Origin of the sequence: Rothia sp. ZJ1223, from assembly GCF_016900985.1 — a bacterium.
GTDB lineage: Bacteria > Actinomycetota > Actinomycetes > Actinomycetales > Micrococcaceae > Rothia.
Map to the genome: position 1 here is coordinate 178804 of NZ_JAFEUT010000002.1, position 26232 is coordinate 205035.

Here is a 26232-nt window from a genome sequence, read left to right on the forward strand (position 1 = left end):
ATGGCCACGAAGGCACCAGGGTTCTTTCACGGGCTCAAGGCGGTCACGAAAAGAACCGCAGCAGCGGGCACTTACTTGGCGGTTCTATGGGGCGCTTTTAGGGCGTTTCAGGGCTTGTCTGAGATATACAGACGCTTACCAAGCGCCGAGGCGACCTTCTCCAGCGTCCCGGTGGAGATGTTCACGCCAGTCTCGACACGAGCAATAGTCGGTCGAGAAACATGGGCTCGGTTGGCAAGCTCTGCCTGGCTCCACCCGAGAGCACGCCGGGCATCGCGCACGTCCTGGCCAACACCGCGTGCAGGATTGGGTTTACGGCTCATTGAAGATCACCGAGGACGGGCGCGAGGGAGCGCTCAGCACGCACACGCAAGGCGCGTCCGTAGGCGCTCATGCCCTCCCAGTCCACCACGTCCTCGCCCTCAGTGCATCAACCCCCGCGCGCGATGATCCTTCGGGTCAGCGCTGGTGGCCATCGCCTCATACTTACGCACCGAAGACTTCGAGAGCTCTAAGCGCAGAGCAAGCACTTCTTTCATGATGGGGTCGGTGGTGGCTTCCAGGGTGTCTTGGACTTCCTGCTTACCCATCGACCCCATAGTGACGCCGCGTTCATTGGCCCAGTCTTTGAGCTGCAACGGACTATTCGGATTATCCAACCCCGTCAGCTCGCTGGAGCGGGCGAGGTTCTTCTCCCGCACCTGCTTATCCAACTCAATCGCTGCATTGGCTAGGTCGAGGTCAAGGTGGATGCCTCGATCGTTGATGGTCTGGTCATCCCAGTACTCACGCCACACCTGCTCAGGCAACGGGAACGGTGAGAGTTTGGCGTGCAGTTCCAGCTCGGCCTCAACATCCCGAGCGTTGTAGGTCTTGAACTCCTCCCACTTATCTGGCGCTTGACCGGGGAGGTTTCGGTTCAGACCGTTGTTAAGCAGTGAGGGTTTGGCTGGGACAGAGAAGAAGCGGATAAGGTCCTTGCCGGTGGATAGTTTCCCGGCGTTCAACTTCAGCGCTTTGGATACACCATCGAGTGACAATGGCAGTCCAAGGGCTGCTGCCCACACCATGTGACACCGCCAACCCACAGGCTGCAACTGCCAATCCAAATGTGCGGAGAGGCAGGTGCGCTCAAAAGCCGCGTTGAACGCCCACTTCGTGATGCCCGGATCATCCAGAGCCGCCAGCACGTCAGCGGGGATTGACTCACCACTAGCAATGTCGATGGTGTGTACTGGTCCGGCGTCCCAGGAGTAGGACAAGAGGAGGAGTTCGAAGGTGGGGTCTGCCGCGTAGCGGTACATGCCCGCCTTACCCAGGTTGATTTCGCTGAAGGTTTCGATGTCGAGGGTGAGGGATGTGTGGTTTGTGGTCATTGATTGACTCCAGATTTGGATACGAAAAAGGAATGCTGTGACAGGGCTGGTTTGTATGTGGGAATCTGCATGCAATTTCGAGCCCTGAAAACACATGTGCCGACATACAGATTTCTCTATGTCGACAGGGGCAACTGTCCTAAAACACCTGGGTTTCAGGGGTAAACGGGCTAGGAACATACGGAACTTGGCTGGTTTCGACGGCTTTAGACGCTTGGTTCGCATGTCGAAATCTGTATGCAATTTGGATGCTGAAAAACATGCTGCCCAATGATGTGTCGACATATCCCAACAGATGCCGACATACGATTTTCCGCATGTAGGCAGAAGGCGCATACGGGTTTTCACTGTCGCCATCACTGCCCGCACTCCGACATCCCCAACGCCGGGAAAACCGCGTATATTCACCCCAATTTGGCCTCGCAAGTCCTGTTTTCTTGGGGCTTTTGTGTCTGCCCGGACTGTCGTTGCAGGGCAACATACGAAACGGCATATGTGAATAGGAGCGACATACAGATTTCCATATGTCGCCACAGGGCACACACTATTTTCCGTATGCGGCTAGAGGGTGCATACCTTTTTCTGTATGCCGATAGAGGCGACATATGGTTTTTCGACTGTTGCCCCGGCTGGGATGTGCCGTTGGGGTGTGGGGCGAGAAAGGAATGATTCTCTCAACGCCCCACACCACCAAAGCGCCGCTACAGGTCAGGAGAGGAAGTCATCCCCACCAGCAGGGGCTGCGAATGGGTCGGTGAACGGGGTGAACTCCGCCTCCGCACTCACGCGGCCGCCCAGGGGTTCGCCATCGCGAATCTTTTGAATGTTCCGAAGCCCGCAGGCCACGCCCTTGTTTCCGTTGGTGTTGAAGGCGTAGAAGCTCAGGGTGACTCGGGCGTAGACGCCGGAGTACATCTCCGAGCGCTCAATAATGGGCTGCACGTTTGCGTCCACGATGCCCGGCTGGGTAGTGGAGTTAGCGTTCACGAACATGGCACCTTGGTAGGCTTCGTCGTCACGCTCTATATCCCCGTCACGCAAAGGGAGTTTGAGGGCTCCCTTGGGTGGGATTTTGCCGCCGAACTTACCCACACCCTCCTTGATTGCGGCATCGATAGCCGCCTGAATCTTGTTCAAGGTGTCGGTGTCAGTTTTGGGGATGATGATCGAAGCCGAATACTTCGGCTTACTGCCCTGAATCGATTTGGGCTCCCAGCAGTTCAAGTACGAAAGACGCACGATGCCGGTCATCACGATCTTGGGGTCGTTGGTTGTCATTTGTTGTCTCCTTGTTTAGAAATGGATCCTGTGGCAGCGGTGTTGCTGTCATCAGGTTGGATTGGTGTGAACTCATCAGCCGCCGTAGCGATGGTGAGTTCGGGTCTTGGGTCACTAACCGGAACCAGTGAAGGCTTCCCAGATGGTTTGGTGACGAGGTCAGCGAAGAGTGTCTGGAAGGTTTTCTTGCCCACCTGCTTTTCCAAAGCGGCCGGGGATTTGAGTTTCTTCTCGTAGACCTCCAGGCCTTGGCTTTCACCGATCTCCGCCACTGCCGTCTCGTCTGTGTATTTGCGTAAGGCGCGGCCGGCGACCACCTTGAAACCCTCAAACCGAATACCCTGATTGAGCACCGCGCTTAGCGCGTAGGACTGGATGTCACCAGCCCATTTGGTCAGTGCCGGGATTTGGGTGAGGATGCCCGCGATTTCCTCAGTTGTGAGGGTGTCGGGCTTAGCGAACTCAAACTTGGCAAGCTCCAACTGGGCCTCGGCGCGGGCGCGGCAGACGTTTTTCGCCTTGCAGTACCCACACCACTCCCCCGCCCGATACTCACCCTCACCAGCCAGCGCTTTTACAGCCGCAGGCTGGATAACCTCCACTGCCCACTGCTCAAGGGCTTGGGTGGTGATGGTTTCTGAGAGCACTGCTCCGCGCCGGGGTTGGAAGATGGTGGCGCGCACGTGGGTGAAGTCGTAGAGCATCCCATAGGCCCGGAAAGCACCCAGGGCATAGAGCCTTAACTGTGGGTTGCCTTCGGCCTGGACTGGGTTGAAGCCGTACTTGAAATCAATGACCTCAAGTACCGGCTGGCTCAGGATGATGCAGTCGGCAGTCCCAAAAGACCCCGCCACATCAGCCGAGAGATCCAGTTCCTGCTCCACCATCACCCGCGCACCAGGGAACTCCTGTCTAGCCAAGGCAAGACGTTCAAGCACATAGGTGACGTAGTCATCGGTGTGCTCTTCCATCTCCCCATCAACCAGGTCCAAATCAGGACGCAGGTTCGGGTGCTGTTGGAGGGCTCGGCGCAGTTTATGCTCGGCCAGAGCGTGAGCCACTGTGCCCTCCCTTGTGGCGTCCGTATCCTCATTCGGAAACTGGGACTCCAAAGCCAAGGACTTAGTGCAGTTAGTCCACTTGTGTGCACCTGAGGGTGAGGCGCACAGGTTACTTTGTGACTGCTGGTGAATGTCCCACTTGTGTGCACCTGAGGGTGAGGCTTTCGCGTGACGATCAGGCATCAGACTAGCTCCCTAGCCTTAGCCAGCAGCCACCCATAATGCTCAGGAACCACCTCGCTAAGTTTCTCCACACCGGTCTGGCGAATCAGGTCACGCACCTGATCGGTATGGCCGGCATGAGAAATATCAGCTAGCTGCCCGCGCAAATCATCCAAAGACAAAACCGGAGCAGCAGACTCAGCCACGGGTTCTTCGACTGGCGCTTCCTGTGCAGTGTCAGACCCGGGTTCTTCGATTGGCGGGTCTTCCATCGGAACTTCCTCGGCAACCTCATTGACAGATGCTGGGTTTTCCAACCTCGCGGCCGCGATAGGCCGCTCACCAGGCATGCCGGCGTGCTCTTCGATACCATCCCAGGCCATCTCCTCAAGGGCCGCCGCAATGGTGGTGGCGGCCTCGGCCATCAGGTTCAGGCCGTGAATCAACTTGTTCGCACTACGCACGTTCATGCCACCTCACCACCATCAGCCATAACACCAACCGCTTTGGCGAGAGCGGTCAGGTCCTCGTCCACAGTGGTGACAGTGATGTCCTTGACCGCATCCCCAGGGGTAAGCAGCATCAACTCCCGCACATCCCCAAACAAGAACCGCAGCACCCGCTCACGGATACCCAGGCGTTTAGCGCGCAGTACCTTGCCGCGTACGCTCGAATGATTGGTACTCACCCGGATTTTCAACTTCTGTGCCATCTGGCAACTCCCATATCTCCTTGAGCAAAGGAGCCTCAAACCATTCCCACCACAGCGGTGGGTGGTCGTCCCTTGCATAAGGAGGGCTTCCAGACGCACGGGTTTATAACCCCCACAATTGCGGTTCATGACAGCTGGGCCTCCAGGCGAGCAATGGCACGCTTCAAAATGCGGTTAACCATCGGCTGTGAAACACCCAGAAACCTGGCAACCTCACTTTGGGTGTAACCCTGAATCTTTACCGCCACCAGTACAAGGCGCTCTCGTTCAGGCAGGGCATCAATCGCATCCCAGATGCGTGACCCGAATAGACTTTCAATGACGGGGTCTGTGTTGCCGTGACCGGCGAGGTAACCGTGGGAGTCCACTTCGGTCTCAATCAGGCTTTCTTCTTCATGAGTGGGGTTGCCGGTGGTGTTACGCACCCACTTCTTCGCCTGGTTGTACTCAGGTTTAGAAATCTCCTCTTTGAAGATCTCAGCCACAGCGCGCCGCTGAACCCCATCAGGGTTGTCAGCTGTGTGGAGGCGGTGGTTGTAGTCGTTTTCGATGATGATCTCAGCCTCATCAGCACTGATCTCAAAAGTCTGCTCCCGATACGTCCGGGAGGGATGAAAGCTATCCTTTTCGAAGCGGATCGTGATGGGCTGGCGGCCAGTGTTGTCTTGCGACATGGCGGGGTTTCCCTTCTGGTGAAGGGAGACCCGCGTGGGGCGCTACAAGGTTCGAAGACGGTCGCTAAAGGCACAGAAGGCGGACCCCATGCGCCACCCAGGGTGGATGTGCATGGTGTCCGCCAAGCGCTTAGCGAGTCTCCGTATGAACTTGTTTTCTGTGTGCGGCCAAGCCGTACGCTTCCTGGCCGAGATACCGGCAACCGAAAATTGGTGTCATGTGGACGTGTCGAGCCGGTTCATGTCAGCACTCGGTGCTAACATCTGAAGAAGTTCTTCACGTTCGCAGTGACGCCGGTGGTCGTGGCATCTGGTTAAAACACTAGAAATCGCCCCCGCGTCAACCGTGAGAAACCGTGAGACCAAACCGTGAGAAACCGTGAGACTTTTCGGCAAGGAGGTCGAGGTGAAGTTCTTCGAACTTGCCCAGTGCCTCGAACCTGCTGTGCCTGGAGGGCTGGCACGCGCCCCGTACCTGCGTGAACTGATCTCGATGTTCACCACCGTCACTGAGGCCGATTGGGCTACCCGCAGGGACCCCTCGTCTTTGCCTAGCGACTCGACTCTGGAGTCGATGTATTCGCGCGACGCAGCATTTCCGAAGAAGCTGGCTATGGCGATGTGCGCCAAGTTCGACGCTGAGACACTCATTCGTGCCATGGATGATCTCGACCTGGCCGTTCAAGAACTCATCGCCACCAACATCGAGGCATACGGTGAGCACATTGATCTTGAAGACTTCCCCTACGAGGTCACCGAACTGCTGGTGCGGATTTTGCATGACAAGGCTGGACTGCAAGACAAGATTGCCCAACTGGTACGTCAAGCTCGAATCACTTCGATGCGGGTGAGATATGAGAAGCTACTGCTGGCACGCTCTCGGGGATGCACTAATTGCCAGGCCCCTCAGTCGGTGAAGTCTCACGGTTTCTCACGCGACTCCTACGACATCGTGTTCCTCGATGACACCGATGAGGTCGGGCCGGACGATTTTGCGGTGCTGTGCAAGGGATGTGCAGAAAAATACGACCTCGCCCACACCAGTGCAGACATCACACAACTACGGAAGCGCAACGCTTCGCTACTTGCGGCTGAGAGTGTGGATGCCGGGCTCGCGCCCTTAGGACTGGAAACAAAAATCACCGCGCTGCTACGCGTGATCAACCAGCTGCCTCTGGATGAAATCGTTCCCGATCCTGGCTACAAAGTGCTGCCCCTACAGGAAAAACTCGACGATGCATCCCTGATTCGCTCCTGTAGGGACTCGATGGCACTCTACGAAAAGTACGTACGAAAGGAAGCCCAAACGCTCGACAGCAGCGGCGCGCTGGACTTTGAACTGATGCGCCATCAAATCGTTAGCGCCTGGTTCACGATGCGTAATAGTGGAATGAGCCAGTACCAGATCGCTCAACGGCTCAGCCAATGGATCGACGAGCGCACCAACATTGGTCCCTACGCCTGTCAGGTGCTAGTGGCGTTCATGATCCAAATCTGTGACCTGTTTGCACCGAAGAAGGTGCTGTCAGCATGATTCGACTACCCAGCAAGCTCTATCAGTTCAATGAAAGCATCCTGGCTGATTTCGTCACGATTCTGCGATACCTCGATGAGGACCCAATCAAAGTTGAGACCCTCCATGCCCGCCTGTTGCCCACGATGGCCACGGAAGACTTCATTGATGCCCTGGCTTTGCTGCTGACTTTGGGCAAGGTTGAACTTGATAATAGCGAAGGGGTGATTCACCGTGCTCACTAGGTTGTGGTCACCGGCATTCAAGAACAAGGGCAAAGACCGTCCGGTCATCAAGTTCCATGCGGGTTTGAATATTGTTGAGGGCGCTGACGGGGCACAAAACTCCATCGGTAAGTCCACGTTCCTCGAGATCGTCGACTTCGTCTACGGCGGTAAAGACTTCCTCAAATCCGACGCGGTCACCCTCCCGCAAGCCGTCGGACACCACACCATCTTCTTCACCCTGCGCACTAAAGGGACAGACCGGCATTTCTGCCGCGACACCTCATGGCCCTTCCTCATCACCGAGTTTTCTGAACCCACCTGGCAGAACGCCATCGGTGATGTGGCGCTAGATGACTACATGCAGTTCCTACTTGAGGCCTACGGCCTAGGTGACAGTGGTACTAGCTGGCGCAACCTAGTAGGACGCTTCTCTAGGGATGACGAATCCGACCTTGCTTCCCTTGATCATCCTTTGGCAGCAGCCGCTAGAGAAAGTGACACTGCAGGTGCTGGTGCGCTGCTGCGTCTCTTCGGCGCCTACGAGGAAATCGAGACCATCCAAACCCGCTACAAGGAAGTCAGCAAAGAGGTCACCACCCTCGATGCGATGGTCAAAGGCCACTACTCCAACTACGTCAAACTGCGGACCAAAACAGAACGCAACAACGCCGAAAAAGAACTTACCCAAACACGGGCTGCTACAAGGACAATGCGCCGGCAAACCGATCTTGACCTTTTCGAGAATGAACGCAAGGCCCGTGAAGAACGTCAACTCCTACGCGCACAGCTACGTCCCCTGATTGAGCAACTCAATCAGTTACATGGAAAACTCAACGTGGTTGAAGCCACCCTGGCGGGACGCACCCGCATCACTACCAAGGATCTTGAAGAATTTTACGAGTTCTTCCCCGACGCCAACCGGGAACGCCTCGAGACCGTGGAGTACTACCACCACGAACTCACCGGTATCCTTACCGAACAGCTCAACGAGCAACATCACCTCTACAGGACCCAAGCTGCCCAGCTTGAGAGTGAAATCCACGCTCAGAAGGCACGCATCGTCGCCCTAGGCCAGTCCGTCCAGCTCGACGACGAGACCTTCAATGAATCCTTGAAACTGGGCATCAAAATTAAGCAGCTCGAAGAACAAATCCATACCTTCGACCACAACCAGAAACTCAAGGAAGAACGCAAGGCACTCAAAAAGTCCATGGATGAGACGATCCCCGAGACCCTGCGATACCTCACCACCACAATCAATACGCAGATGTGGGAAATCAACACTGAGCTCTACCCAGACAAGCGACGCACCTGCCCGACCTTCACATTCAAAGCCGCCACCAACGGGGTCTCCTACACCTTCGACCACCGAGGCGACAGCGGCTCAGGCGCTAAATCAAAGAACCTCGTCCTGTTCGACCTAGCCGTACTACGATCCACCCCGCTGCCGTTCCTCATCCACGACTCAGCCATCATCAAGACAATCGCTTTCGCACCCGTAGCCGAACTACTTCAGGTCTACGCCGACACCGCCACCCTGCCTAGCGCAGCGGACGAACCCAAGCAAGTGTTCTTTTCCTTCGACGCCGCGCAAGCTTACGGCACCAAGGCACAAGACCTCACCGACGAAAACCAAGTCATTCACCTCGGTGAAGACGATGAAGCCCTCTACGGCTTTACCTGGAACACCGAAACCGAGGATGACCAAACTTTGGAAGGAGATGAAACACAGTGACCATCACGTACAAGCCGTTATGGAAACTCCTCATCGACCGCGACATGACCAAAGAAGACCTCCGACGTGACACCGGCCTGTCCGCAGCCACCATCGCGAAGATGGGCAAAGACAGCAACATCACCACCGAAGTCCTCACCCGCATCTGCGATGCACTCGACTGCCAGATCAGCGACATCTGTGAAGTCAGCCACGACATCCCTCAAGACCACACTGCTGAGCAGTAATCCCATCCAGCTCTACACCAAACACGGAGAAGCGCAATGCCTGACCAGATCAACGAAGTCCCAGCGACCACACCGAACTTCACCACCGAGGCCGCCGCCAAGCTCGCCGAACTATTCCCTGAGATCGTTGCCGACGGCAAAGTTAATCTTGATGCTCTCCGTGCCCTCATCGACGAGGACGCTGAAAACCCCCGTGAGCGTTTTGGCTTGACCTGGCCAGGCAAAACCCAAGCCATCCGTGCAGCCCAGACACCCACAACCGCGACACTAGCGCCCGATAAAGATAACTCCGTCAACTGGGACACAACCCAGAATGTTTTCATTGAGGGTGACAATCTCGAAGTGCTGAAAGTGCTTCAAAAGCATTACTACGGCCAGATCAAAATGATCTACATCGACCCGCCGTACAACACCGGAAACGACTTTGTGTACTCCGACGATTACGCCGATCCTATCGGCTCCTACCTCGAGATAACCGGACAAGCCGACGGCGAAGGAAAACTCTCCACCAACTCCGAGTCAGCTGGCCGCTTCCACTCCAACTGGCTCAACATGATGTACCCACGATTAAAGCTCGCCCGAAATCTCCTGCACGAAGATGGCGTTATTTTTATCAATATTGGAGAGAAGGAACAGGCACACCTCCAGCAACTTTGCAATCAGATTTTTGGTGAAACAAATTTCATAGCAGACTTTATTTGGGAGAAGTCTCAACATTTTGGCAGACAAAAAACTAATTCATACTCAAACTACGATCACATTTTCTGCTACGGAAGGAAACTTCATGATGGTCGCGGAAACAAAAAAGAATTGCTAGTAGAGTACTCTAAAACAGAATTTGAGGACGCTCCGCTCTACAATGCTTCAAATCCAGAAAATACACTTCTGTTTCGAGCAGGCTCTACGAAATTTAATCTTCCCGACGGCATATACGATTGCTCTACAGATGAAAAATATGAGTTGAATTGCCCTGTTGTTGTAGAAAACGGGCATAACTCGAATGACTTCGAACTTACTTTTCGATCGCGATGGTCAAGAGATAAGGTACTTGAGGAGACTGCAAAAGGGACCACTTTTTGGGTAAAATCAAGGAATTTTGCAATCCGTGCAATATATGCAGACGGCAAAGTTTCCAATGAATCACCAAAGCAAATCATCTTCACTAACCCATCAGCTCCTAATAGAACTAAAAACAGATTCCAAGTTCCTGTTGGCACCAACGAAGAAGGGTCGTCACAGCTCAAAGAATTATTAGGTGGGGAATATTTTTCCTACCCCAAGCCGAGCACACTAATAGAATACCTGGTTTCGCTTACCACTCCTGAGATTGTTCTTGACTTCTTCGCTGGGTCTGGGACTACTGCCCACGCAGTAATGGCTTTAAATGCTGAGGATGGCGGGAATCGCCGCTGTATTTCAGTGCAGTTACCGGAACCTACTCCAGAGGATTCTGTAGCTCGCGAGCAAGGATTCGAATTAATTTCGGAGATCACTCGTGAACGCATCCGGAGGGCTGGTACGAAGATTTTGACTAATGAAGCTAAGAAGCTTGATGGCCGCGCCGATGCGCTGGATGTCGGTTTCCGTGCTTACAGGCTTGTTGACACTAATTTTGCGAAATGGGAACTCGAATCTGGCATTACCGAAGACGGTTTGCAGCAAGCGTTGAACCTGCGCGCGGACTCGAGTTCTGATGATGCTGCTCCCGATTGGAAGCTAACCGAGATCCTTTTGAAGCTCGGATTCTCTCTTTCTGAGACCATCAACGAAATTCAGGTCTCTGGACTTGAAGTGTTCAGCGTGGAGGGTGGTCTGCTCCTTGCATATATGAACGAGCATGTGCCGCCGACGCTGGAGCAGTTGCGTGCGTTGGTGGCGCAGCAGCCGGCCAAGCTTGTGGTCCTTGAGGACGCGTTTCATGGCAATGATGAGTTGAAGACCAACTTGGTGCAGGAATGCCGTACTCACGGTGTTGACCTGTGGACTGCCTGAGGCAAGGACGGTCAACCATGCATTTCAAGTTTGATCCCAACCAGCCATACCAATCCAGCGCGATCCACGCGGTCACCGATCTGTTTGATGGACAACCGGCTGATGCTGATGTCCTAATAACTCCTCTCGGCGAGCTTCCACCTCAACATGCTTCGCTCAGCCCAGAGGCATCCTTGGACGCACCGACACTCGACATTTCCACGGAAATCGGGGCAGTAGGTAACAACCTGTTGCTTAGCGAGGACACGGTTCTGGCGAATCTGCAGCGCGTGCAGGACCGCAACGGCCTGGATGTCACCGATGCGCTAGTGGACGGCCTGCAGTTCGATATCGAGATGGAAACCGGTACCGGTAAAACCTACGTGTACCTGCGTACCGCCTACGAACTTGCACAGCGATATAAGTTCACCAAGTTCATCATTTTGGTGCCATCGGTTGCGATCCGTGAGGGCGTGAAGACCAGTATCGAGTTGATGAAGAAGCACTTCCGTGACCTGTACCCAGGCCTGAACATGGATGCCACGGTCTACTCCGGGGACCGGGCAGAGGATGTGCGTGACTTCGCCACTAGCACCAGTGTGCAGTTCTTGGTGATGACGATCGACTCGCTTCGCGGTGACAAAAACACGCGCATCATCCACCAAACCAGGGACAAGCTCAACGGCCTGCGCCCGTTGGATTATCTGCAGGCGACTCATCCGATTGTGATTATGGATGAGCCACAGAACATGGAATCCCAACTCGCACAGTCTGCTGTAGCCGATCTGAACCCCCTATGTACGCTGCGTTACTCAGCAACTCACCGGGTGACTCGTAACGTGGTGTACCGCCTGGATCCAGTCGATGCCCACAACCTCAACTTGGTCAAGCAGATCGTGGTGGCCGAGACTCTCCAGGAGGGCTCCGCCGCTAAGCCCTTCGTACGGCTGGTAGGAGTCCAGCGCGACCCGTTCAAGGCCAAGCTAGAACTGATCTGTAAAAAGCGTGACGGCTCATATGCCAAACGTGCAGTCAATGCGACACAAGGCGCAGACCTTGAGCGACTGTCTGGTGGGAACCCGGCCTATGAGGGGAACTGGCGGGTGAGCGAAATCAGTGTCATGCCTGAGCAGATTGAGCTCACTAACCACGGCATCCTTAAGGTTGGGGAGGAGATCGGCGGGAATCAGGATGAGATTTTCCGGGAAATGATCCGCGAGACCATTCGCGAACACATCCGTAAAGAAGCCCAAGTCCACCCGCTGGGTATCAAGGTATTGTCCTTGTTCTTCATTGACAAGGTTGCCTCTTACCTGGGTGAGGGCGTCAACAACCTGGATGCCTCGGGCCCGTTCGCGAAATGGTTCGACGAGATCTATGCGGAAGAGCGTGCCAAGCGAGCTGATTCCCATCGCTTCCTACCCAAGGACCCGCTGGAGGTCCGCTCGGGCTACTTCGCGCAGATGAAGAAGGGCAAGGGCAAAAACGCCCAGATGACCTTCAAGGACTCCTCTGGTTCAACCAAGGCTGATGATGATGCCTACGAGTTGATCATGAAGGACAAGGCCCGGCTGCTCAGCATGGAAGAGCCCACCCGGTTCATCTTCTCCCACTCGGCGCTGCGTGAGGGCTGGGATAACCCCAACGTGTTCCAGATCTGCACACTGCGTGACATGGCCTCGGATACCGAACGCCGCCAGACGATCGGGCGTGGCCTACGCCTGCCAGTGAACCAGGATGGTGTGCGTGTGGCCGATCAGGGCACCGCCCAACTGACTGTGGTGGCGAATGAGTCCTACAAGCAGTTCGCCTCCGCGCTGCAAGATGAGTACAAGCGCGCTGGCGTGTCGATCGGGTTCGTGCGCAAGAGCGAGTTCGCCAAGCTACCCGTCATCCAGGGCGGTAAAGAACAGCCTCTGGGCACACGCAAGTCAGCGGAGATCTGGCAGGCACTACGTAACCGTGGCTATATCGATGATGCCGGTGAGGTCATGGGCACCTGGGTGCCAGACCAGTTGGGATTCACTGTGGGTCTGCCCGATGAATACGCCGGCTATGAAGACGAAGTCATAGATATCGTCAACAGCTGCCGTATCGAGCACATCGTCAAGCCCAAGCGCAAGCGCGTGGTGCGCAAGCTCAACAAGGAGGTCTATGCCTCCAAGGAGTTTGAGGACTTTTGGGAAGCTATCACTCGTCGCACGACGTACCGGGTGACTTTGGATCGCGACGAACTGATTTCCAAGTGCGTGCACCGCATCAAGCAGTCTCCGAGGATCGATCCGATCCGCATTATGGTCACTCGCTCCGGGCTGGAGATCACTCGCGGTGGCCCCAAAGGCTCCGTCCTGGGCACACGCGATGCGGTGCTAACTGATTCCTACCCGTTGCCCGACATCATCAATCAGCTGCAAGAAGCCACCTCGCTGACCCGTAAGACGATCATCGACATTTTGGTGGGCTCTGGGCGTTTGGGTGAGTTTTTGGGTAACCCCAACGACTTCACCAAGATGGTCACTGACTGCATCGAAACCGAATTGGCACACATTCTGGTTGAAGGCATTCAGTACGAGCCGATCGGCGGCAGCATCTACGAGCTGCGTGAACTGCAAGCTGACGGCCTGGAAGAAAAAGACCGGTTCATTGACCAGCTCTACAAGGTGACCAATAAGGACAAGACGGACTTTGACTACGTCATCTTTGACTCCGCGGTCGAGCGGCAGTTCGCCGAGTACCTGGACAACAAGGAAGACATCAAGTTGTTCATGAAACTGCCTGACAAATTCCGTATCCCCACCCCGGTGGGTGAGTACAACCCAGACTGGGCGATCGTGAAAGTAGAAGACGGCACCGAGCACTTGTACCTGATTCGCGAGACCAAGAGCAGTCGGGATCCGATGAAACGCCGCCCCACGGAGAACGCGAAGATCAACTCTGCGATCAAGCATTTCCAGGCTATCGGTATCAACTACGAGGTGAGCGCGCCCGAACGCTGGGAAGTGTGAAACCAAGGGAGACATGATCCAGATTGACACTCACTGACTACCAGGCCAAGCTCTACGCTCACGAACTCGACCGTTCCTACGCCTCAGACCACGTGGGCCGGCTCGCAGGCCTATTGTTTGACGCGCAAGTCGAACCAAAACCGCACCAGGTGGACGCAGCACTGTTTGCGCTGCAAACCCCGTTCCTTGACGGGGTGATCCTGGCTGACGAGGTGGGCCTCGGGAAAACGATCGAGGCCGGTATTGTCATCAGCCAATACTGGGCACAGCGCCAGCGTCGCATCCTCATCATTGCTCCATCGTCACTGCGGCAGCAGTGGAAGCAAGAGCTCGACGAGAAGTTCGCTCTACCGGCATCCCTCGTGGAGCGCAAAAACGTTGACGACCTGACCGGCCCGGCTCGGCGTGAAGAGATTTTGATCTGCTCCTACGAGTTTGCCAACTCCCAGGCCACCAAACTCACCCGAAAATGGGATGTGGTGGTCTGCGATGAAGCCCACCGGCTGCGCTCACACTGGACCGGGCAGGCCAAGATCGCAAAGAACGTGGCCAAGATCTGCCGCATGGCAGACAAGACCGTCATGCTGACCGCCACGCCCCTGCAAAACCGGCTCGAAGAACTCTACGGGCTCGTCAGCGTTTTTGCGCCCGAATACTTCCATTCCTTGGACGCGTTCAAGGAACGCTACATCGACAACCCGGACGGGGTTGGCAACGACGACCTCGCTGCGCGCGTAGCGCAGTTGGCCAAACGCACCTTGCGTAAGGACGCGGATAAATACATCCGCTTCACCAAACGCATGCCCATCACAGTCGCCTTCACCCCCAGCGACGATGAAATCAAGCTCTATAACCTGATTAACGACTACTTGCAGAGACCGTTCCTCTGGGCGTTCGCAAAGTCTCAGCGCCACCTCTCCGCCTTGATTATGCGTAAACGCCTGGGATCGTCCTCGTATGCGGTGGCATCCACGTTGGAGAAGACCGCTGACCGGCTTGAAGCCGAAGTACGCGCAGGCAGACGCAGGAACGATGCTGGCGGCTTCGTTGCTGACCCGGACCTAACTAGTGAGGTCCGTGAAGAAGCAGAAAACACCACAAGCGGCGCAGCAGAAACCATTGACCCGGGCGACCGGGAAGAGATGCTGGCCGAGGTGCGTGAACTACGCGGCTACGCGGCTCTTGCCCGCTCCATTACGGTAAACCAGAAGGCGGTCAAACTCGTTGATGCCCTGGAGCAAGGCTTTGCCAAGCTCCGCGAGATTGGGGCACCAGAAAAAGCCATCATTTTCACCGACTCCACCATCACCCAGGACTACCTGGCCCGTTCCCTGACCGAAGCGGGATGGGCTGAAGGTATCGTGCTGTTCAACGGCAGCAACGATAGTGCCGAGGCCAAACGCATCTACCAGGCGTGGCTGAAAGAAAACGAAGGCTCTGACCTGATCACCGGTATCCCCGCAGCCGACCGGCGTAAAGCCTTGGTTGATGAGTTCCGTGAGCGCGGCCGGATCATGATCGCCACTGAGGCTGCCGCTGAAGGTATCAACCTGCAGTTCTGTTCCATGCTGGTCAACTACGACCTGCCGTGGAACCCGCAACGCGTTGAACAGCGCATCGGGCGTGTGCATCGCTTCGGACAAAAGCACAACGTGGTCGTCGTGAACTTCTCCAACAAGGGCAACCTGGCAGAAGAACGCATCCTCGAGCTGCTCACAGAGAAGTTCCAGCTCTTTACCTCCGTGTTCGGCGCCTCCGATGAAGTGCTCGGCCAGATTGAAGATGGCCTGGACTTTGAAAAGAACATCTCCGCCATCTTGGACCGCTGCAAAACAGCAGACCAGATTGATGCTGCGTTCAAGGAACTCGAGGCCCGCTACGCCAAACAGATCGACCGGGAAATGAAGAAGACCCGGGCCAAGGTATTTGACAACCTCGACCCGAAAGTACGTGACAAGCTCAAGTCCTACGACGCCCAAACCGGGGTCGTACTCAACGCTTTTGAGCGGCTCCTCATTAACGTCACTCGCCACGAACTCGCCAACACTGCTGAGTTCAATGAGAGCGGCACCCAGTTCACCTTGCACGCCGCGCCAGAGCCCGGTATTCCGTCTGGGGAGTACTTCTTTAAGTCTGAGCCTCGTAAGGGAGCTCACCAGTACCGTTACGCCAGTGACCTGTGTGCCTGGGTTATTGAGAATGCGAAAACCCACGACACGCCACCAGCCACGCTCGCCTTTCAGATCCGGGACTCTGAGCGAGCTACCGCGATCGCTAAACGCCTGCGCAACAAGAGTGGCCGCCTACGGATTGAAGAAATCACCTTCACAATGAAAGCTGGCAAGCAAGAACTGCGTGAGTCCTACCTGTTATCCGCCGGATTCTTCGATGATGGCACCCCTATGGATCACGAACAGATCCGCGACCTGCTCGATCTGCAATGCGTCAACGTCACAGCCTCCCATGTAGACCCGCACGGGTTCGCGGATGCCCTTGATGCACAGATGGATGAGCTAGGGGTTGACGTGCAGGAACGTAACGCCAGTTTCTTCTTGCAACAAGAAGCCCTAATTGATGCGGCACGCCTTGATCTTAAGGCTACGTTCGACGCGAAAATCCGTGAGTATCAGGCCAAGGAGTCCACCGCGCTAAAAGCGGCCCGCAAAGCGAATAGCGCTTCGGAGGAACTCAAGTACAAGCACGAGGCTAGGCACTTGCGCCGCAAAATCGATGAAGCTGAAGATCAATACCGGCTTGAACGCAACCGGTTACGCGATGAGTCCGACGCCTACCTAGACAGCGCCAGGGACTCTCTCAACGCAGCCACAACGCGACACGAACTTTTCACCATCAAATGGGAGGTGCACTGAAATGCCCAGACTTCCTAAATGGCGTCGTCTTCTTGAAGAATCTCGTCGGCAGGCTTTAGTTGCGATTGATTTCTACAACCGTCCTGGCGATCGCCGAAGCTACAGTGACTTCATTGTGCATCTACACCTTGCGTGGCAAGACCTTCTTCTTGCATCGCGAATGAAAAATGATCGCCAGATTTATTACCAGAAGAATGGGCGCTATAAGAAAACACCCGATGGCTCTCGTAAGACTTGGGATTTAAGCCGATGCCTCAAAGAGGAATATTCAGAGACCAGTCCCATCAGGAAGAATCTAGAATTTTTCATCGGTCTACGTAACAGGATTGAACACAATTTTGAAGACAATCTTCTTGTGGTCACTGCACCTGAAGCTCACGCCTGCATCATTAACTACGAGACTGAGCTCATCCGACGATTCGGAGACAACTTTACCCTAGGGAACGAACTTAAAATTCCGATTTTCATCCATTCGCTACAGCCTGCGGAGTATGATTACATGGCTGAAATGCGACGCGGCATCCCCACTGCAACCCTAAACTACATAAGCGAATTTGTTGCCGATCTTCCCGATGAAGTGACTAGCAACGAAAAGTTTTCTTATCGCCTTGCGCTCATGCCAGTCAAGGGGCCAAAGACTCAAGCTGACATGGCGCTAACTTTCGTCAATACCCATGATTTGAACGAGGATGAAAAACTCCAACTGATGGGCAAGGAAGGTAGCGTTATTATTGCTGAGAAGTTCCGCAATGTGGTACATGGAGACGAAATGCTACCAGGGAAGATTGCACAAGAAGTGGAGGCGCGTATCCCCTTTAGGTTTGGATTAAATGACTTTACGCGACTCAGGAAGAAATGGGGAATAGGCCCTGCGAAATCCGGAGACAAGAAGGGGTTGCCTAATTCCGATACATTCTGTCTGTATTCTCCTGCCTTCCAACAGTTCGTGTACACACCCAAACTGCTAGACAGGATTGTTGAAGCTATTCGTACAGAGGGAGGTTACTCAAGGCTCTTAGGCAAGGAACCGCGCCTCAAACATGATGGATAAGGCTAGGAAATAGAACCTTTTGACGCCAGCCCATACCTTTTGACGCCCCCGCTCGTGTAGCCACAACTGGGTGCAACCATCAGTAAGCTACCCAGCTGCAACCTGCGAAAGGCCGACTGAAAACACGAAAACCCCGACCATCGGTCGAGGCACAGATTCAGGGGTTGAAAGAGTTTTGGCTTGCTATCGCGGGAAACTCACGCTGCAAGCACCCATGCACCCACCGCGTTATCGCGTATCGTCTGAGCAATCCAATGCTTCCCCGCATACTCTATCGACTAGGCCTCGGCAGTCCTTATAAATGGAACCTTTCGACGTCCCCGGCTGAACTTTTTGACGCTACACCTAAACCTTTTGACGCCAGCCCATACTTTTTGACGTTTGCCTGAACCTTTTGACGCCCAGCCTACGAGCCCGTTAAATCCGGCATCCGAGCCCTCTGCATGGCACCCAAATCCCCATCCATGCGACCGGCACAAGGCTCTCACCTAGCACCCCACTCCCCCGCTAAACCCAGTATTTACAAGGGATAAGCCACTTTCGGGCATGAAAAAAGATGCTGGCTTGGATTGTATCCAAACCAGCATCTAGTTGGTGGAGATGCGGGGAATCGAACCCCGGTCCGATGTGACATCGTCAGGTCTTCTCCGTGCGCAGTTTGCGTAACGGTACTTTTCGGCTCCAGCATTTGCACAAACACAGATGCTGCCAAACCTATTCGTATAAGTGTTCCTCTTACCCCTACGACGAGGGCAAGAAGCAGTGGCCTTTTAAACTGATACTGGGAGCTGAGCTAAAGGCAAGCTCAGGCCAGCAGATTCGCTAGTCGCGCTTAGGCAGCGAGAGCGAAGTCAGTGCGCTTAGATTCTGCACTTATTGTTTTGCAGAGAGCGTTTACGAGATAACTCTGCATCCTCGGCACGCTTCCCCTGTCTCAACCCACATCGTCGAAACCGATCATCCCCATATTCTTTTATCAAAGAACTCGCTTCAAAGTTATCAGCACGTTCACCTAAAAACGCACCGAACTATTAAAGCCTAGAAGTAAAACTATACCCCGCGCGTCCACCTATTTCAAGAGGGTGGACGCACGGGGTAGAGTCACAAGACCGGTTGCGGCTAAAGGTTAGAAATTTTCAGGTACTTCGTGACCGTTCTCGCGAAGGTAGTCTGCCATGCACTGCTCCAAGGCCTGCTGATTGTTAGTGAACTGTTCGCAGTGTTCGGCAGCGTCCATGATTGCACCTAAGTCAACCTGGCTCAGGCCCCACAGCATCAGACCGAAAACAACAGCACCTGCGAGCATAGCCAGGATACTGGTAACAATACCGCCGATTGCCACGCCTTTAGAACCACCTGTTCTACCCAGCTTGCGCACAGCGATGATACCGAGAATAAGACCTACGAGTCCCAGCAAACCGCCCAGACCGAGCATGAATGAGGTGAGGATGCCCAAGATGCCCAGCACCAGCGAAGCAATACCCATGCCCTTGCCTTCTGGTGCTACATAGGCTTGGTTGTGACCGTTATAGTTGTTGAAGTCACCGGTCTGACCGTACTGGTTGGGTGCAGCGTACTGACCGCCGGAGTACTGCTGAGAGTATTCAGGGGTGCCAGAGTAAGCAGGGTACTCAGCCCCAGTGCCCTGCGTGTTGCCAGCAGCACCGGCTACTGGGTTACCGGGCGCCGATGAAGCGTTGTAGCTAGATGATCCGTTGTAGCTACCGGTGCCGGTGGTGTTGTTATCTGCGGGCTGGTTGTTACCGTAGGCACCGTAGGGTGAGTTTGAGGAATTGTTCGGGGTGTTGTCTTGGGACATTGTTCGCTCCTTCGTGTTTGTGGGGTTTAACCCAGGTTTTTGTAGCGCATGGCGCGGGCAGCTTCGAGGTTATCTTGACGTTCACGTAGCGCTTGGCGTTTATCGTAGTCGCGTTTACCGGTGGCCAACGCGATTTCAACCTTGGCACGTCCGCTCACAAAGTACAGTTTCAGCGGCACAATCGTATAACCGGTCTCTTTCAGTTTTTGAATGAGCTTGTTGATTTCTTGACGGTGCAGCAGCAACTTGCGGCGACGGCGGGCGGCGTGATTCGTCCACGAACCGTGACCGTATTCTGCGATATTGATAGCTTCAAGCCATAGCTCGCCGTTGTACTCCTGCACGAAGCCCTCGGTGATAGATACTCCACCATCACGCAGAGATTTCACCTCGGTACCCATGAGCACTAGTCCAGCTTCATAGGTATCAACAATATTGTACAGATGGCGCGCCTTCTTATTCTGGGCGACAATCCGGTTGTTGGGATCTTTAGGGTCCGCTTTTTTCTTTTTAGTAGCCATTGTTTTCTCTTTAGTCTTTACGCCGTTTCAGTTTCATTACGGGCTGATGCTCGCCAACGAATACCGGCATCGATGAATCCATCGAGGGCACCATCGAACACCGCTGACGGGTTGCCCTCCTCGTAATTGGTTCGTAGGTCTTTGACCATTTGGTAGGGGTTGAGTACGTAGGAACGCATCTGATCGCCCCAGCTCGCTTTCACGTCCCCGGCAAGTTCTTTTTTCTTCGCGTCCTCTTCTTCTTGCCGTACCAGCAGCAAGCGGGATTGCAGGACGCGCAGGGCAGCTGCCCTGTTTTGCAGCTGGGATTTTTCGTTCTGCATGGAAACGACGATGCCGGTAGGAATGTGAGTCATACGCACCGCTGAGTCGGTGGTGTTCACTGACTGGCCGCCGGGGCCTGACGAGCGGAAGACATCCACCTTAATTTCAGACTCGGGAATCTCAATAACATCGGTCTGGGCAATCAACGGAATAACCTCAACTGCTGCGAAGGAGGTCATGCGCTTACCCTGAGAGTTGAAAGGGGAAATACGCACCAGGCGGTGGGTTCCTGCTTCAATCGAGAGACGGCCAAAAGCGTAGGGTGCCTTGACCTCGAAAGTCGCAGACTTCAACCCCGCTTCTTCAGCGTAGGAGGTGTCGAGCACCTGGGTGGGATAGTTGTTTTTCTCAGCCCAGCGCAGGTACATGCGTAGCAGCATCTCAGCGAAGTCAGCAGCGTCCACACCACCGGCGCCTGAGCGAATGGTGACAACAGCCTCACGCTGGTCGTACTCCCCCGAAAGCAGGGTAACGACTTCGAGCTCCGCTAAGACTGTGCGAATAGCGCCCAACTCACGCTCGGCCTCGCTCAAGGTATCAGCATCGTCTTCTTCTTCGGCTAACTCCACGAGCGCTCCAAGATCATCGATGCGCTCTTGAAGTTTCACCAGCTTATCGAGTTCGCTCTGAGAGCGAGAGAGCTGCGAGGTAATCTTTTGGGCTTCATCGGGATTATCCCAGAGATCGGGCGCATTGGCAGCCTCTGATAACCGAGAGATAGTAGCCCGAATACCCTCGACGTTGCTGACCTCTTCAATAGATGAATAGGTTGAACGGAGGGTTTTGATTTCTGCGTTAAAGTCGATGGAAGCCATGATTATTAAGCCTAGCTGATAACCAGTGGCTGTGTGCAATGGGCGCTCGCGGGTAACGATGAAAGATGCGGTCTTGTTACCCTGCACGGCTGTGTGGAGTAAGAGATGGACGATTGGAAGCGGGCTTGCTGTGTTTCTACTGTTGGGCGGTGATGCGGGCTGTTCCGGTGGCGCTGATGGGCACCCCGCCCGGCACAATGATAGAGACAAGTGGTGGGTGAGCTACCGCGCTGAGTTGAACTCTGCCGGTGGTGCCGTCTGCCGTTCCGCTACCCGGTGCAAGAACTAGCTGATCGAATTGGGTGTAGGCACCGCTTTCAATGAGAAAGATACCTGCTTGTTCGTGGGTGTGAGCGGAGGTGAGCACGGGCAAGGGCTTATTGGCAAGGTCACCGCTAAGACCGGCAAAGTTTTGCACGGTGGCTGAGGCTGTTCGGTCGGCCAGCGCCTGTAGTTTTTGCCGTTCAAGGTAGACACCGGTAATGCCGGTAACAACCGAGGCAATCAACAAAACGATCAGGCACAGGCCAATCAGTAACAGCAAAATGGAGCCTTCATCCCGACTCCCGGTTTCGCCTTTGTGTATTGCACCGCTTTTGCTACGGGTTGTCACGGCAGCAATTCGCCGGGCGGACGCGCTCACCCAATCCCAGCGCGAAAGGGTAGGTTTCATTGGTATTTCCCTCCCCAGCCCACCGCTGTTGAGCTCAGTTCAGCAAATCCGCCCGGAGCTATCCAGGGAATCAGGGGAACTTGAGCTTCGACAGTGACGGTCACCTGAACAGCCGATGATGCAGAGCAGTCGGCTACGCAGTTGAATACTATGCTCGTAGAATCGGGCGGAATCTTATAGTCAGATGCTGCCATCTGCGCTACCTGGCTGACGTTAGTGGCCGAAAGCTGTTCGCGCGGAGTTGATTGGGCGTACTGCACTGCTGCCGAGCTTGCCGCATTCGCTGCTAAAGCCGCTGATTGCACGCTAAAGACAGCCAGTAAGAAGTAGACCGTGGGCAACAAAAGCATCAGCCCCAGCACAATAAACTCAATCATGGCGTTACCGCTCTCAGCTGTTTGAGCCGTAGATTCCTGCGGATCTTCAGCCCCGGCATCCTGTGTGCAAGAGCCGCACCTAGCTACCAGGTGGGTCAGACGCGTCCGCCCGACGCTCAACAAATTACTGGCTTTGAATAATGGCATGACCACTCACCGTTATAACGTCCGAAATACCAAAGGAACCGATAATCGGCAGAGGCGTACGTGCCGTTACTTTGAGCATACGAACACCATCGACAGTTGTCTCCTCAAAAGAGACATCAGAAGCGTAATTATCAGGCAGAGTCTGCTGAATGAGCTCCTGCGCGCGAACAGCCCCTTCACCGTGAGAACGATCCAACAGCGTTCCATAGCGAGCGCCAGAGGACACCGCGTCCTGCAACATATTGCGGGTGTGCAAGATAAAAGCCAGCTGCAGAACACCCGCAAACAGCAGAATCACGAGTGACACCACCATCACGAATTCAGCGGTGGCGTTCCCCCGCTCATATGACTCCCGGATGTTCTGCCGCATGGGCTTAGCCGCTAATCTTGCTCATAGCGTTTTGGAACATATTAACCAGCGCGTCTTGGGCTACTACCAGGAGGGCGGCAACGAGTATAGCTGTCATCATCGTAATCATGACCCAGCCCGGAACATCGCCGCGTTCGGAGTCGTCTGAGGGGCTCACTCGCAGCTGCAAAGCAGTGAGCAGGGTCTGAATCATCATCAAGAACTTCATGGTTCTTATTCCTTTCGTTAGGTTTTTCAAAAGTCGAGTTGGAGAAGGGATATACCGGGGAATACCGCGAAAACCACGGTCAGTGGCAAAATGAAGAACACCACGGGAACCATCATGGCGATCTCTTTCTTGCCGGCTGTTTCCATGAGCTCGCGCTTGGCTACATCCCTCACATCTTGGGCTTGGGCTCGCAGAACATCAGAGAGTGGAGTACCGCGCTCAACGGCCACTACAATGCCATCTACGAATCGGGAAAGTGCAGTGACTGAGGTGCGTTGAGAAAAATCTTGCAGGGCGGGCACCAGCCCATCGCCGGAACGAGTTTGCGCGAGAATCTTCTTGAATTCGGTGGAAAGCTCACCGTTCGATACCCGGCAGACGCGTTCGAGAGCGTTGACCGCTGACTCTCCGGCGGTCACGGATAGCGCCATGAGCTCAGCCAACGCGGGGAACTCCGCAAGCATCTGTTTTTCCCTGCGCTGAATACTCTGGCTCAACCACCAATCCCGCCCGATGAAACCAGCGATACCACAGGCAATTGAAAGGGCTGCACCAGCTACCAGTGAGGTTCGCCCCTGATAGGCTGCAATGCTCACGAGAAAGATGCTAAAAGCGAAGGACGCCAGCGCCCACACAATCTGTTCGGCACGAAAATCAGCAACAGTTTTGCCCTCATGAGCCTGTTCGAGGCGTCTCTCAAGAGCAGCGCCACTAGCTGTACCCAGTGAAAAACGGTTGAGCGCGTCCGTCACAAAAGGCAGCGCCAGTTGGTAAAGACCACCCCAAATTCCCTGTTTATTGAAGGTTGTTTCTTCAAGCAGAGTCGATTTCAGTTCTGAGCTACGCATATAGGGGGCAATGCGTTCGGAAAAATCAATAGAACGGGCGGCTTTGGCGCTGAGGAACACCAGCCAGATACCCGCAGCCAGGGTACACCCGATAACAATTAACCAGTTCATGCCAGCACCCTCTTTTCGCAGGGCAGGGCACCGAGTTTCAGCATCAAGATGTAAGCGATACCGGTAATTACCAGGCCACCGACCATCACCATGAGCCCAGCAAAAGAGTTGTACACCTGCACGGTTCCGGGCTGGGTAGCCATTAGGCACAGAATCAGCCAGGGAGCAAGAGAAGCAAGACGTGCCGCGTTGACCGTCCACGACTGGCGGGCTTCAAGTTCCGCGCGGGTTCGGGCGCTTTCGCGCAAAAACTCGCTCAAGGTGCCCAGCAACCGCCCGAGATCGGTGCCACCCACCTCACGGGTAACTTTGAGAGCCTCAATGATGTTGTCAGCGGTGGGATCAGCTAGACGTTCTTTAAGCCTATTGAGCGAGGGCACGAATTCACCGCTGGCACGGTAGTCGCGGGCGAAAGTTTCAAAGGCAGGACGTAGCACTTCAGGCCCGCGATACTGCAACTGCATGAGAGCCTCAGGGAGCGAAAGACCGGCGCGGATAGCTGATCGCAGGTGGTCAACCACATCAGGCCAGAGTTCCCTGATAGCATTCTGCCGCTTAGCAGCCCGCCATGAAATCACTAAGCGTGGGGCGAACACACCGGCAATGAAAAGCAGAAGCGCTAGGTTGTAGAGACCGGTAATAGCAAAGACGAAGAGTCCAAGAAAGAGCCCGCAAATCACAGAAATAGCAAGAAAGAGTGAGGGGCTAACCTTTTCGATACCTGCCTGCTGCAAAAGAACCATGGTTGTTGAAGTGCGAGGCTTACGGGCTTTAGCGGGGGCTTTGAGCCAAAAAGACCACCAGACCATAAAGACGCCCAAACCCATTGTGAGAGCAAGAAGAGCTATCATTTCTATACCCTTACCTCAGCAGGCAGTACCTGGTCTGCACGCAACCCGGCACGCTCAAATTTGTGGGCTGCGGGTAGCTCAGAAGCTACACACATGAGCTGGTTATCGCGCAGGGTAAAGAGGGTGGAAGTCTCAATGACGTTGTTTTCCACCCGGTTACCCAGTGCCACGATTTCTTGGACGCGACGGCGTCCGCGCTTATCACGGTGACAGTGCACCACCAGATCAAAGCAAGAGGCAACGGTAGGCACTACGAAGCTGGACGAGATGTTCTCACCAGCCAGTAAGGGCAGGGTACAAATTTTCGTCACGGCATCGCGGGCTGAGTTGGCGTGAATGGTGCCCATGCCCGGTAAGCCGGAGTTCAGCGCAATCAACATATCGAGGGATTCCGCTTCACGCACCTCACCAATAATCAGACGGTCGGGGCGCATACGAAGTGCCTCTTTCACCAGCCTGCGCAGGGGAATCTCGCCGTTGCCCTCAAGGTTAGGTTGGCGACACTGCATACCCACAACGTCGCGTAAGGGCACGCTCAACTCAAAAATTTCCTCACACGTCACCACGCGCTCACGCGGCCCAATAGACGCACTCAAACAGTTGAGCATGGTTGTTTTGCCAGCTTGGGTAGCCCCTGACACTAGAATGTTCAGACCACTTGCCACCGCCGCGTCCAAAAACTTCACGGCATCAGCAGAAAGAGAACCCAGTTGCACTAAATCTTCAAGACGGCGAGCGCGGGCAATGAACTTTCGGATGTTCACCGACCAGTGGCGGCGGGTTACATCGGGAATGACCACGTGGAGACGCGAGCCATCCGGTAATGCAGCATCTACGAAGGGGCTAGAGAGATCTAGGCGGCGACCCGAGCTTTTGAGCATGCGTTCTACAAGGTAGCGCACCTGGTCATCGGTGAGACTCAAGCCCGTTAGCTCAGATTCACCGGCGCGGGCAATGAAAACTTCGTGGGGTGAGTTAATCCAGATTTCCTCTACCGTGGGGTCATCCAGGTAGGGCTGTAGTTCGCCAAAGCCGCAGATAGCGTCGGTTAGCCAGCGTTCCGCAGCGGCAAAGTCATCGATAAAAGGCAGTGAACCTGTCATCATGCGCTTCTCGTAGTCAGCCAGTGCAGACTGGATTAGCCGTTTGGTTTGCTCAAAATCAGTCAGCGGGTCAATGCCGCTGCGCCGCACCAGTTCACGCACTTCATTTTCGACGAGGCGGTAGCCCTGGCGGTTGTCAGTGGTCGCTATAGCCAAGGCTACCCTTCCTCCGATGGTTCATGTGGTTCAGTTCGTGGTTACAT

Annotated in this window: 25 protein-coding genes and 1 other RNA gene; 8 read left to right on the forward strand and 18 right to left on the reverse strand. The window is 54.8% G+C overall.

From position 1 onward, the window contains the following. Window positions 1-107: 107 nt before the first annotated feature. The 7 genes from JTP09_RS03190 to JTP09_RS03220 all read right to left on the reverse strand — a co-directional run bounded on the left by JTP09_RS03190 (window position 108) and on the right by JTP09_RS03220 (window position 5263). Entirely contained in the window at window positions 108-323 is a 216-nt protein-coding gene (locus JTP09_RS03190; RefSeq protein WP_204876918.1) for a helix-turn-helix domain-containing protein, read from the reverse strand. 99 nt (window positions 324-422) lie between these two features. Then, window positions 423-1376 carry a hypothetical protein gene (locus JTP09_RS03195; RefSeq protein WP_204876920.1) on the reverse strand — a complete coding sequence of 318 codons (954 nt, stop codon included), beginning with the start codon at window positions 1374-1376 and terminating at the stop codon, window positions 423-425. Window positions 1377-2084: 708 nt separating this feature from the next. Continuing rightward, window positions 2085-2654, reverse strand: a complete 570-nt coding sequence (locus JTP09_RS03200) for a DUF2815 family protein (protein ID WP_204876922.1) — start codon at window positions 2652-2654, stop codon at window positions 2085-2087. Further along, a complete protein-coding gene (locus JTP09_RS03205) occupies window positions 2651-3898 on the reverse strand; it encodes a DUF2800 domain-containing protein (protein ID WP_204876925.1) in 1248 nt (415 codons plus the stop codon). Before JTP09_RS03205 ends, JTP09_RS03200 begins: the two co-directional genes overlap by 4 nt. Beyond that, entirely contained in the window at window positions 3898-4302 is a 405-nt protein-coding gene (locus JTP09_RS03210; RefSeq protein WP_239478678.1) for a hypothetical protein, read from the reverse strand. The genes JTP09_RS03205 and JTP09_RS03210 overlap by 1 nt, the downstream gene beginning before the upstream one ends. Window positions 4303-4343: 41 nt before the next feature. Next, complete coding sequence (locus JTP09_RS03215) at window positions 4344-4589, reverse strand: hypothetical protein (RefSeq protein WP_204876929.1); 246 nt, start codon at window positions 4587-4589, stop codon at window positions 4344-4346. A 125-nt stretch (window positions 4590-4714) separates the two neighbouring features. Next, window positions 4715-5263 carry a sigma-70 family RNA polymerase sigma factor gene (locus JTP09_RS03220; RefSeq protein ID WP_204876930.1) on the reverse strand — a complete coding sequence of 183 codons (549 nt, stop codon included), beginning with the start codon at window positions 5261-5263 and terminating at the stop codon, window positions 4715-4717. A gap of 406 nt (window positions 5264-5669) precedes the next feature. Here JTP09_RS03220 and JTP09_RS03225 point away from each other — a divergent pair, with 406 nt between their 5' ends. The 8 genes from JTP09_RS03225 to JTP09_RS03260 are packed head-to-tail and all read left to right on the forward strand — an operon-like array spanning window position 5670 to window position 17862. Beyond that, window positions 5670-6797, forward strand: coding sequence for an ABC-three component system protein (locus JTP09_RS03225; protein ID WP_204876931.1), 1128 nt, complete (start codon window positions 5670-5672; stop codon window positions 6795-6797). Continuing rightward, window positions 6794-7021: an ABC-three component system middle component 7 gene (locus JTP09_RS03230; RefSeq protein ID WP_204876932.1), complete on the forward strand. Its 228-nt coding sequence runs from the start codon at window positions 6794-6796 to the stop codon at window positions 7019-7021. Before JTP09_RS03225 ends, JTP09_RS03230 begins: the two co-directional genes overlap by 4 nt. Further along, complete coding sequence (locus JTP09_RS10295) at window positions 7011-8738, forward strand: DUF2326 domain-containing protein (RefSeq protein ID WP_204876933.1); 1728 nt, start codon at window positions 7011-7013, stop codon at window positions 8736-8738. Before JTP09_RS03230 ends, JTP09_RS10295 begins: the two co-directional genes overlap by 11 nt. Next, window positions 8735-8965: a helix-turn-helix transcriptional regulator gene (locus JTP09_RS03240; RefSeq protein ID WP_204876934.1), complete on the forward strand. Its 231-nt coding sequence runs from the start codon at window positions 8735-8737 to the stop codon at window positions 8963-8965. The genes JTP09_RS10295 and JTP09_RS03240 overlap by 4 nt, the downstream gene beginning before the upstream one ends. Before the next feature lie 36 nt (window positions 8966-9001). After that, entirely contained in the window at window positions 9002-10957 is a 1956-nt protein-coding gene (locus JTP09_RS03245; protein ID WP_204876935.1) for a site-specific DNA-methyltransferase, read from the forward strand. A 17-nt stretch (window positions 10958-10974) separates the two neighbouring features. Then, the gene (locus JTP09_RS03250) at window positions 10975-13941 is read left to right on the forward strand and encodes a DEAD/DEAH box helicase family protein (protein ID WP_204876936.1); all 2967 of its coding nucleotides are present in this window, start codon (window positions 10975-10977) and stop codon (window positions 13939-13941) included. A 23-nt stretch (window positions 13942-13964) separates the two neighbouring features. Next, window positions 13965-16811, forward strand: coding sequence for an SNF2-related protein (locus JTP09_RS03255; RefSeq protein ID WP_239478680.1), 2847 nt, complete (start codon window positions 13965-13967; stop codon window positions 16809-16811). 1 nt (window position 16812) lies between these two features. Then, on the forward strand, window positions 16813-17862 hold the full coding sequence (locus tag JTP09_RS03260; RefSeq protein ID WP_204876938.1) for a DUF3644 domain-containing protein: 1050 nt from the start codon (window positions 16813-16815) through the stop codon (window positions 17860-17862). A 592-nt stretch (window positions 17863-18454) separates the two neighbouring features. On the opposite strand, the gene ssrA is transcribed toward JTP09_RS03260, so the two are convergent. From ssrA to JTP09_RS03315, 11 genes are all read right to left on the reverse strand, one after another. Next, window positions 18455-18827, reverse strand: a transfer-messenger RNA (tmRNA) gene (ssrA, locus tag JTP09_RS03265). Between the two features lie 161 nt (window positions 18828-18988). Beyond that, window positions 18989-19681, reverse strand: a complete 693-nt coding sequence (locus JTP09_RS03270) for a hypothetical protein (protein ID WP_204876939.1) — start codon at window positions 19679-19681, stop codon at window positions 18989-18991. A gap of 26 nt (window positions 19682-19707) precedes the next feature. After that, complete coding sequence (gene smpB / locus JTP09_RS03275; protein ID WP_204876949.1) at window positions 19708-20202, reverse strand: SsrA-binding protein SmpB; 495 nt, start codon at window positions 20200-20202, stop codon at window positions 19708-19710. 17 nt (window positions 20203-20219) lie between these two features. After that, window positions 20220-21341, reverse strand: coding sequence for a peptide chain release factor 2 (prfB, locus tag JTP09_RS03280; RefSeq protein ID WP_204876951.1), 1122 nt, complete (start codon window positions 21339-21341; stop codon window positions 20220-20222). A gap of 136 nt (window positions 21342-21477) precedes the next feature. After that, complete coding sequence (locus JTP09_RS03285; RefSeq protein ID WP_204876953.1) at window positions 21478-22014, reverse strand: pilus assembly protein TadG-related protein; 537 nt, start codon at window positions 22012-22014, stop codon at window positions 21478-21480. Further along, window positions 22011-22538: a hypothetical protein gene (locus tag JTP09_RS03290; protein WP_204876955.1), complete on the reverse strand. Its 528-nt coding sequence runs from the start codon at window positions 22536-22538 to the stop codon at window positions 22011-22013. Before JTP09_RS03290 ends, JTP09_RS03285 begins: the two co-directional genes overlap by 4 nt. Then, window positions 22516-22908 (reverse strand): TadE family protein, encoded by a 393-nt coding sequence (locus JTP09_RS03295; RefSeq protein ID WP_204876957.1) that lies wholly within the window; start codon window positions 22906-22908, stop codon window positions 22516-22518. Before JTP09_RS03295 ends, JTP09_RS03290 begins: the two co-directional genes overlap by 23 nt. Before the next feature lie 4 nt (window positions 22909-22912). Beyond that, on the reverse strand, window positions 22913-23116 hold the full coding sequence (locus JTP09_RS03300; protein ID WP_204876959.1) for a hypothetical protein: 204 nt from the start codon (window positions 23114-23116) through the stop codon (window positions 22913-22915). A gap of 26 nt (window positions 23117-23142) precedes the next feature. After that, window positions 23143-24075 (reverse strand): type II secretion system F family protein, encoded by a 933-nt coding sequence (locus tag JTP09_RS03305; protein ID WP_204876961.1) that lies wholly within the window; start codon window positions 24073-24075, stop codon window positions 23143-23145. Beyond that, a complete protein-coding gene (locus JTP09_RS03310) occupies window positions 24072-24926 on the reverse strand; it encodes a type II secretion system F family protein (RefSeq protein WP_204876964.1) in 855 nt (284 codons plus the stop codon). Before JTP09_RS03310 ends, JTP09_RS03305 begins: the two co-directional genes overlap by 4 nt. A 2-nt stretch (window positions 24927-24928) precedes the next feature. Then, complete coding sequence (locus tag JTP09_RS03315) at window positions 24929-26179, reverse strand: CpaF family protein (RefSeq protein WP_370592493.1); 1251 nt, start codon at window positions 26177-26179, stop codon at window positions 24929-24931. Window positions 26180-26232: the final 53 nt, after the last annotated feature.

Bases quoted from the DNA above. Each gene is read 5' to 3' on its own strand.
- prfB (WP_204876951.1), bottom strand. From the start codon at position 21,341: ATGGCTTCCATCGACTTTAACGCAGAAATCAAAACCCTCCGTTCAACC.
- JTP09_RS03195 (WP_204876920.1), bottom strand. From the start codon at position 1,376: ATGACCACAAACCACACATCCCTCACCCTCGACATCGAAACCTTCAGC.
- JTP09_RS03200 (WP_204876922.1), bottom strand. From the start codon at position 2,654: ATGACAACCAACGACCCCAAGATCGTGATGACCGGCATCGTGCGTCTT.
- JTP09_RS03220 (WP_204876930.1), bottom strand. From the start codon at position 5,263: ATGTCGCAAGACAACACTGGCCGCCAGCCCATCACGATCCGCTTCGAA.
- JTP09_RS03260 (WP_204876938.1), top strand. From the start codon at position 16,813: ATGCCCAGACTTCCTAAATGGCGTCGTCTTCTTGAAGAATCTCGTCGG.
- JTP09_RS03270 (WP_204876939.1), bottom strand. From the start codon at position 19,681: ATGTCCCAAGACAACACCCCGAACAATTCCTCAAACTCACCCTACGGT.
- JTP09_RS03250 (WP_204876936.1), top strand. From the start codon at position 10,975: ATGCATTTCAAGTTTGATCCCAACCAGCCATACCAATCCAGCGCGATC.
- JTP09_RS03300 (WP_204876959.1), bottom strand. From the start codon at position 23,116: ATGAAGTTCTTGATGATGATTCAGACCCTGCTCACTGCTTTGCAGCTG.
- JTP09_RS03230 (WP_204876932.1), top strand. From the start codon at position 6,794: ATGATTCGACTACCCAGCAAGCTCTATCAGTTCAATGAAAGCATCCTG.
- JTP09_RS03310 (WP_204876964.1), bottom strand. From the start codon at position 24,926: ATGATAGCTCTTCTTGCTCTCACAATGGGTTTGGGCGTCTTTATGGTC.
- JTP09_RS03210 (WP_239478678.1), bottom strand. From the start codon at position 4,302: ATGGCCGAGGCCGCCACCACCATTGCGGCGGCCCTTGAGGAGATGGCC.
- JTP09_RS03245 (WP_204876935.1), top strand. From the start codon at position 9,002: ATGCCTGACCAGATCAACGAAGTCCCAGCGACCACACCGAACTTCACC.
- JTP09_RS03295 (WP_204876957.1), bottom strand. From the start codon at position 22,908: ATGCGGCAGAACATCCGGGAGTCATATGAGCGGGGGAACGCCACCGCT.
- JTP09_RS03205 (WP_204876925.1), bottom strand. From the start codon at position 3,898: ATGCCTGATCGTCACGCGAAAGCCTCACCCTCAGGTGCACACAAGTGG.
- JTP09_RS03290 (WP_204876955.1), bottom strand. From the start codon at position 22,538: ATGCCATTATTCAAAGCCAGTAATTTGTTGAGCGTCGGGCGGACGCGT.
- JTP09_RS03215 (WP_204876929.1), bottom strand. From the start codon at position 4,589: ATGGCACAGAAGTTGAAAATCCGGGTGAGTACCAATCATTCGAGCGTA.
- JTP09_RS03305 (WP_204876961.1), bottom strand. From the start codon at position 24,075: ATGAACTGGTTAATTGTTATCGGGTGTACCCTGGCTGCGGGTATCTGG.
- smpB (WP_204876949.1), bottom strand. From the start codon at position 20,202: ATGGCTACTAAAAAGAAAAAAGCGGACCCTAAAGATCCCAACAACCGG.
- JTP09_RS03190 (WP_204876918.1), bottom strand. From the start codon at position 323: ATGAGCCGTAAACCCAATCCTGCACGCGGTGTTGGCCAGGACGTGCGC.
- JTP09_RS03285 (WP_204876953.1), bottom strand. From the start codon at position 22,014: ATGAAACCTACCCTTTCGCGCTGGGATTGGGTGAGCGCGTCCGCCCGG.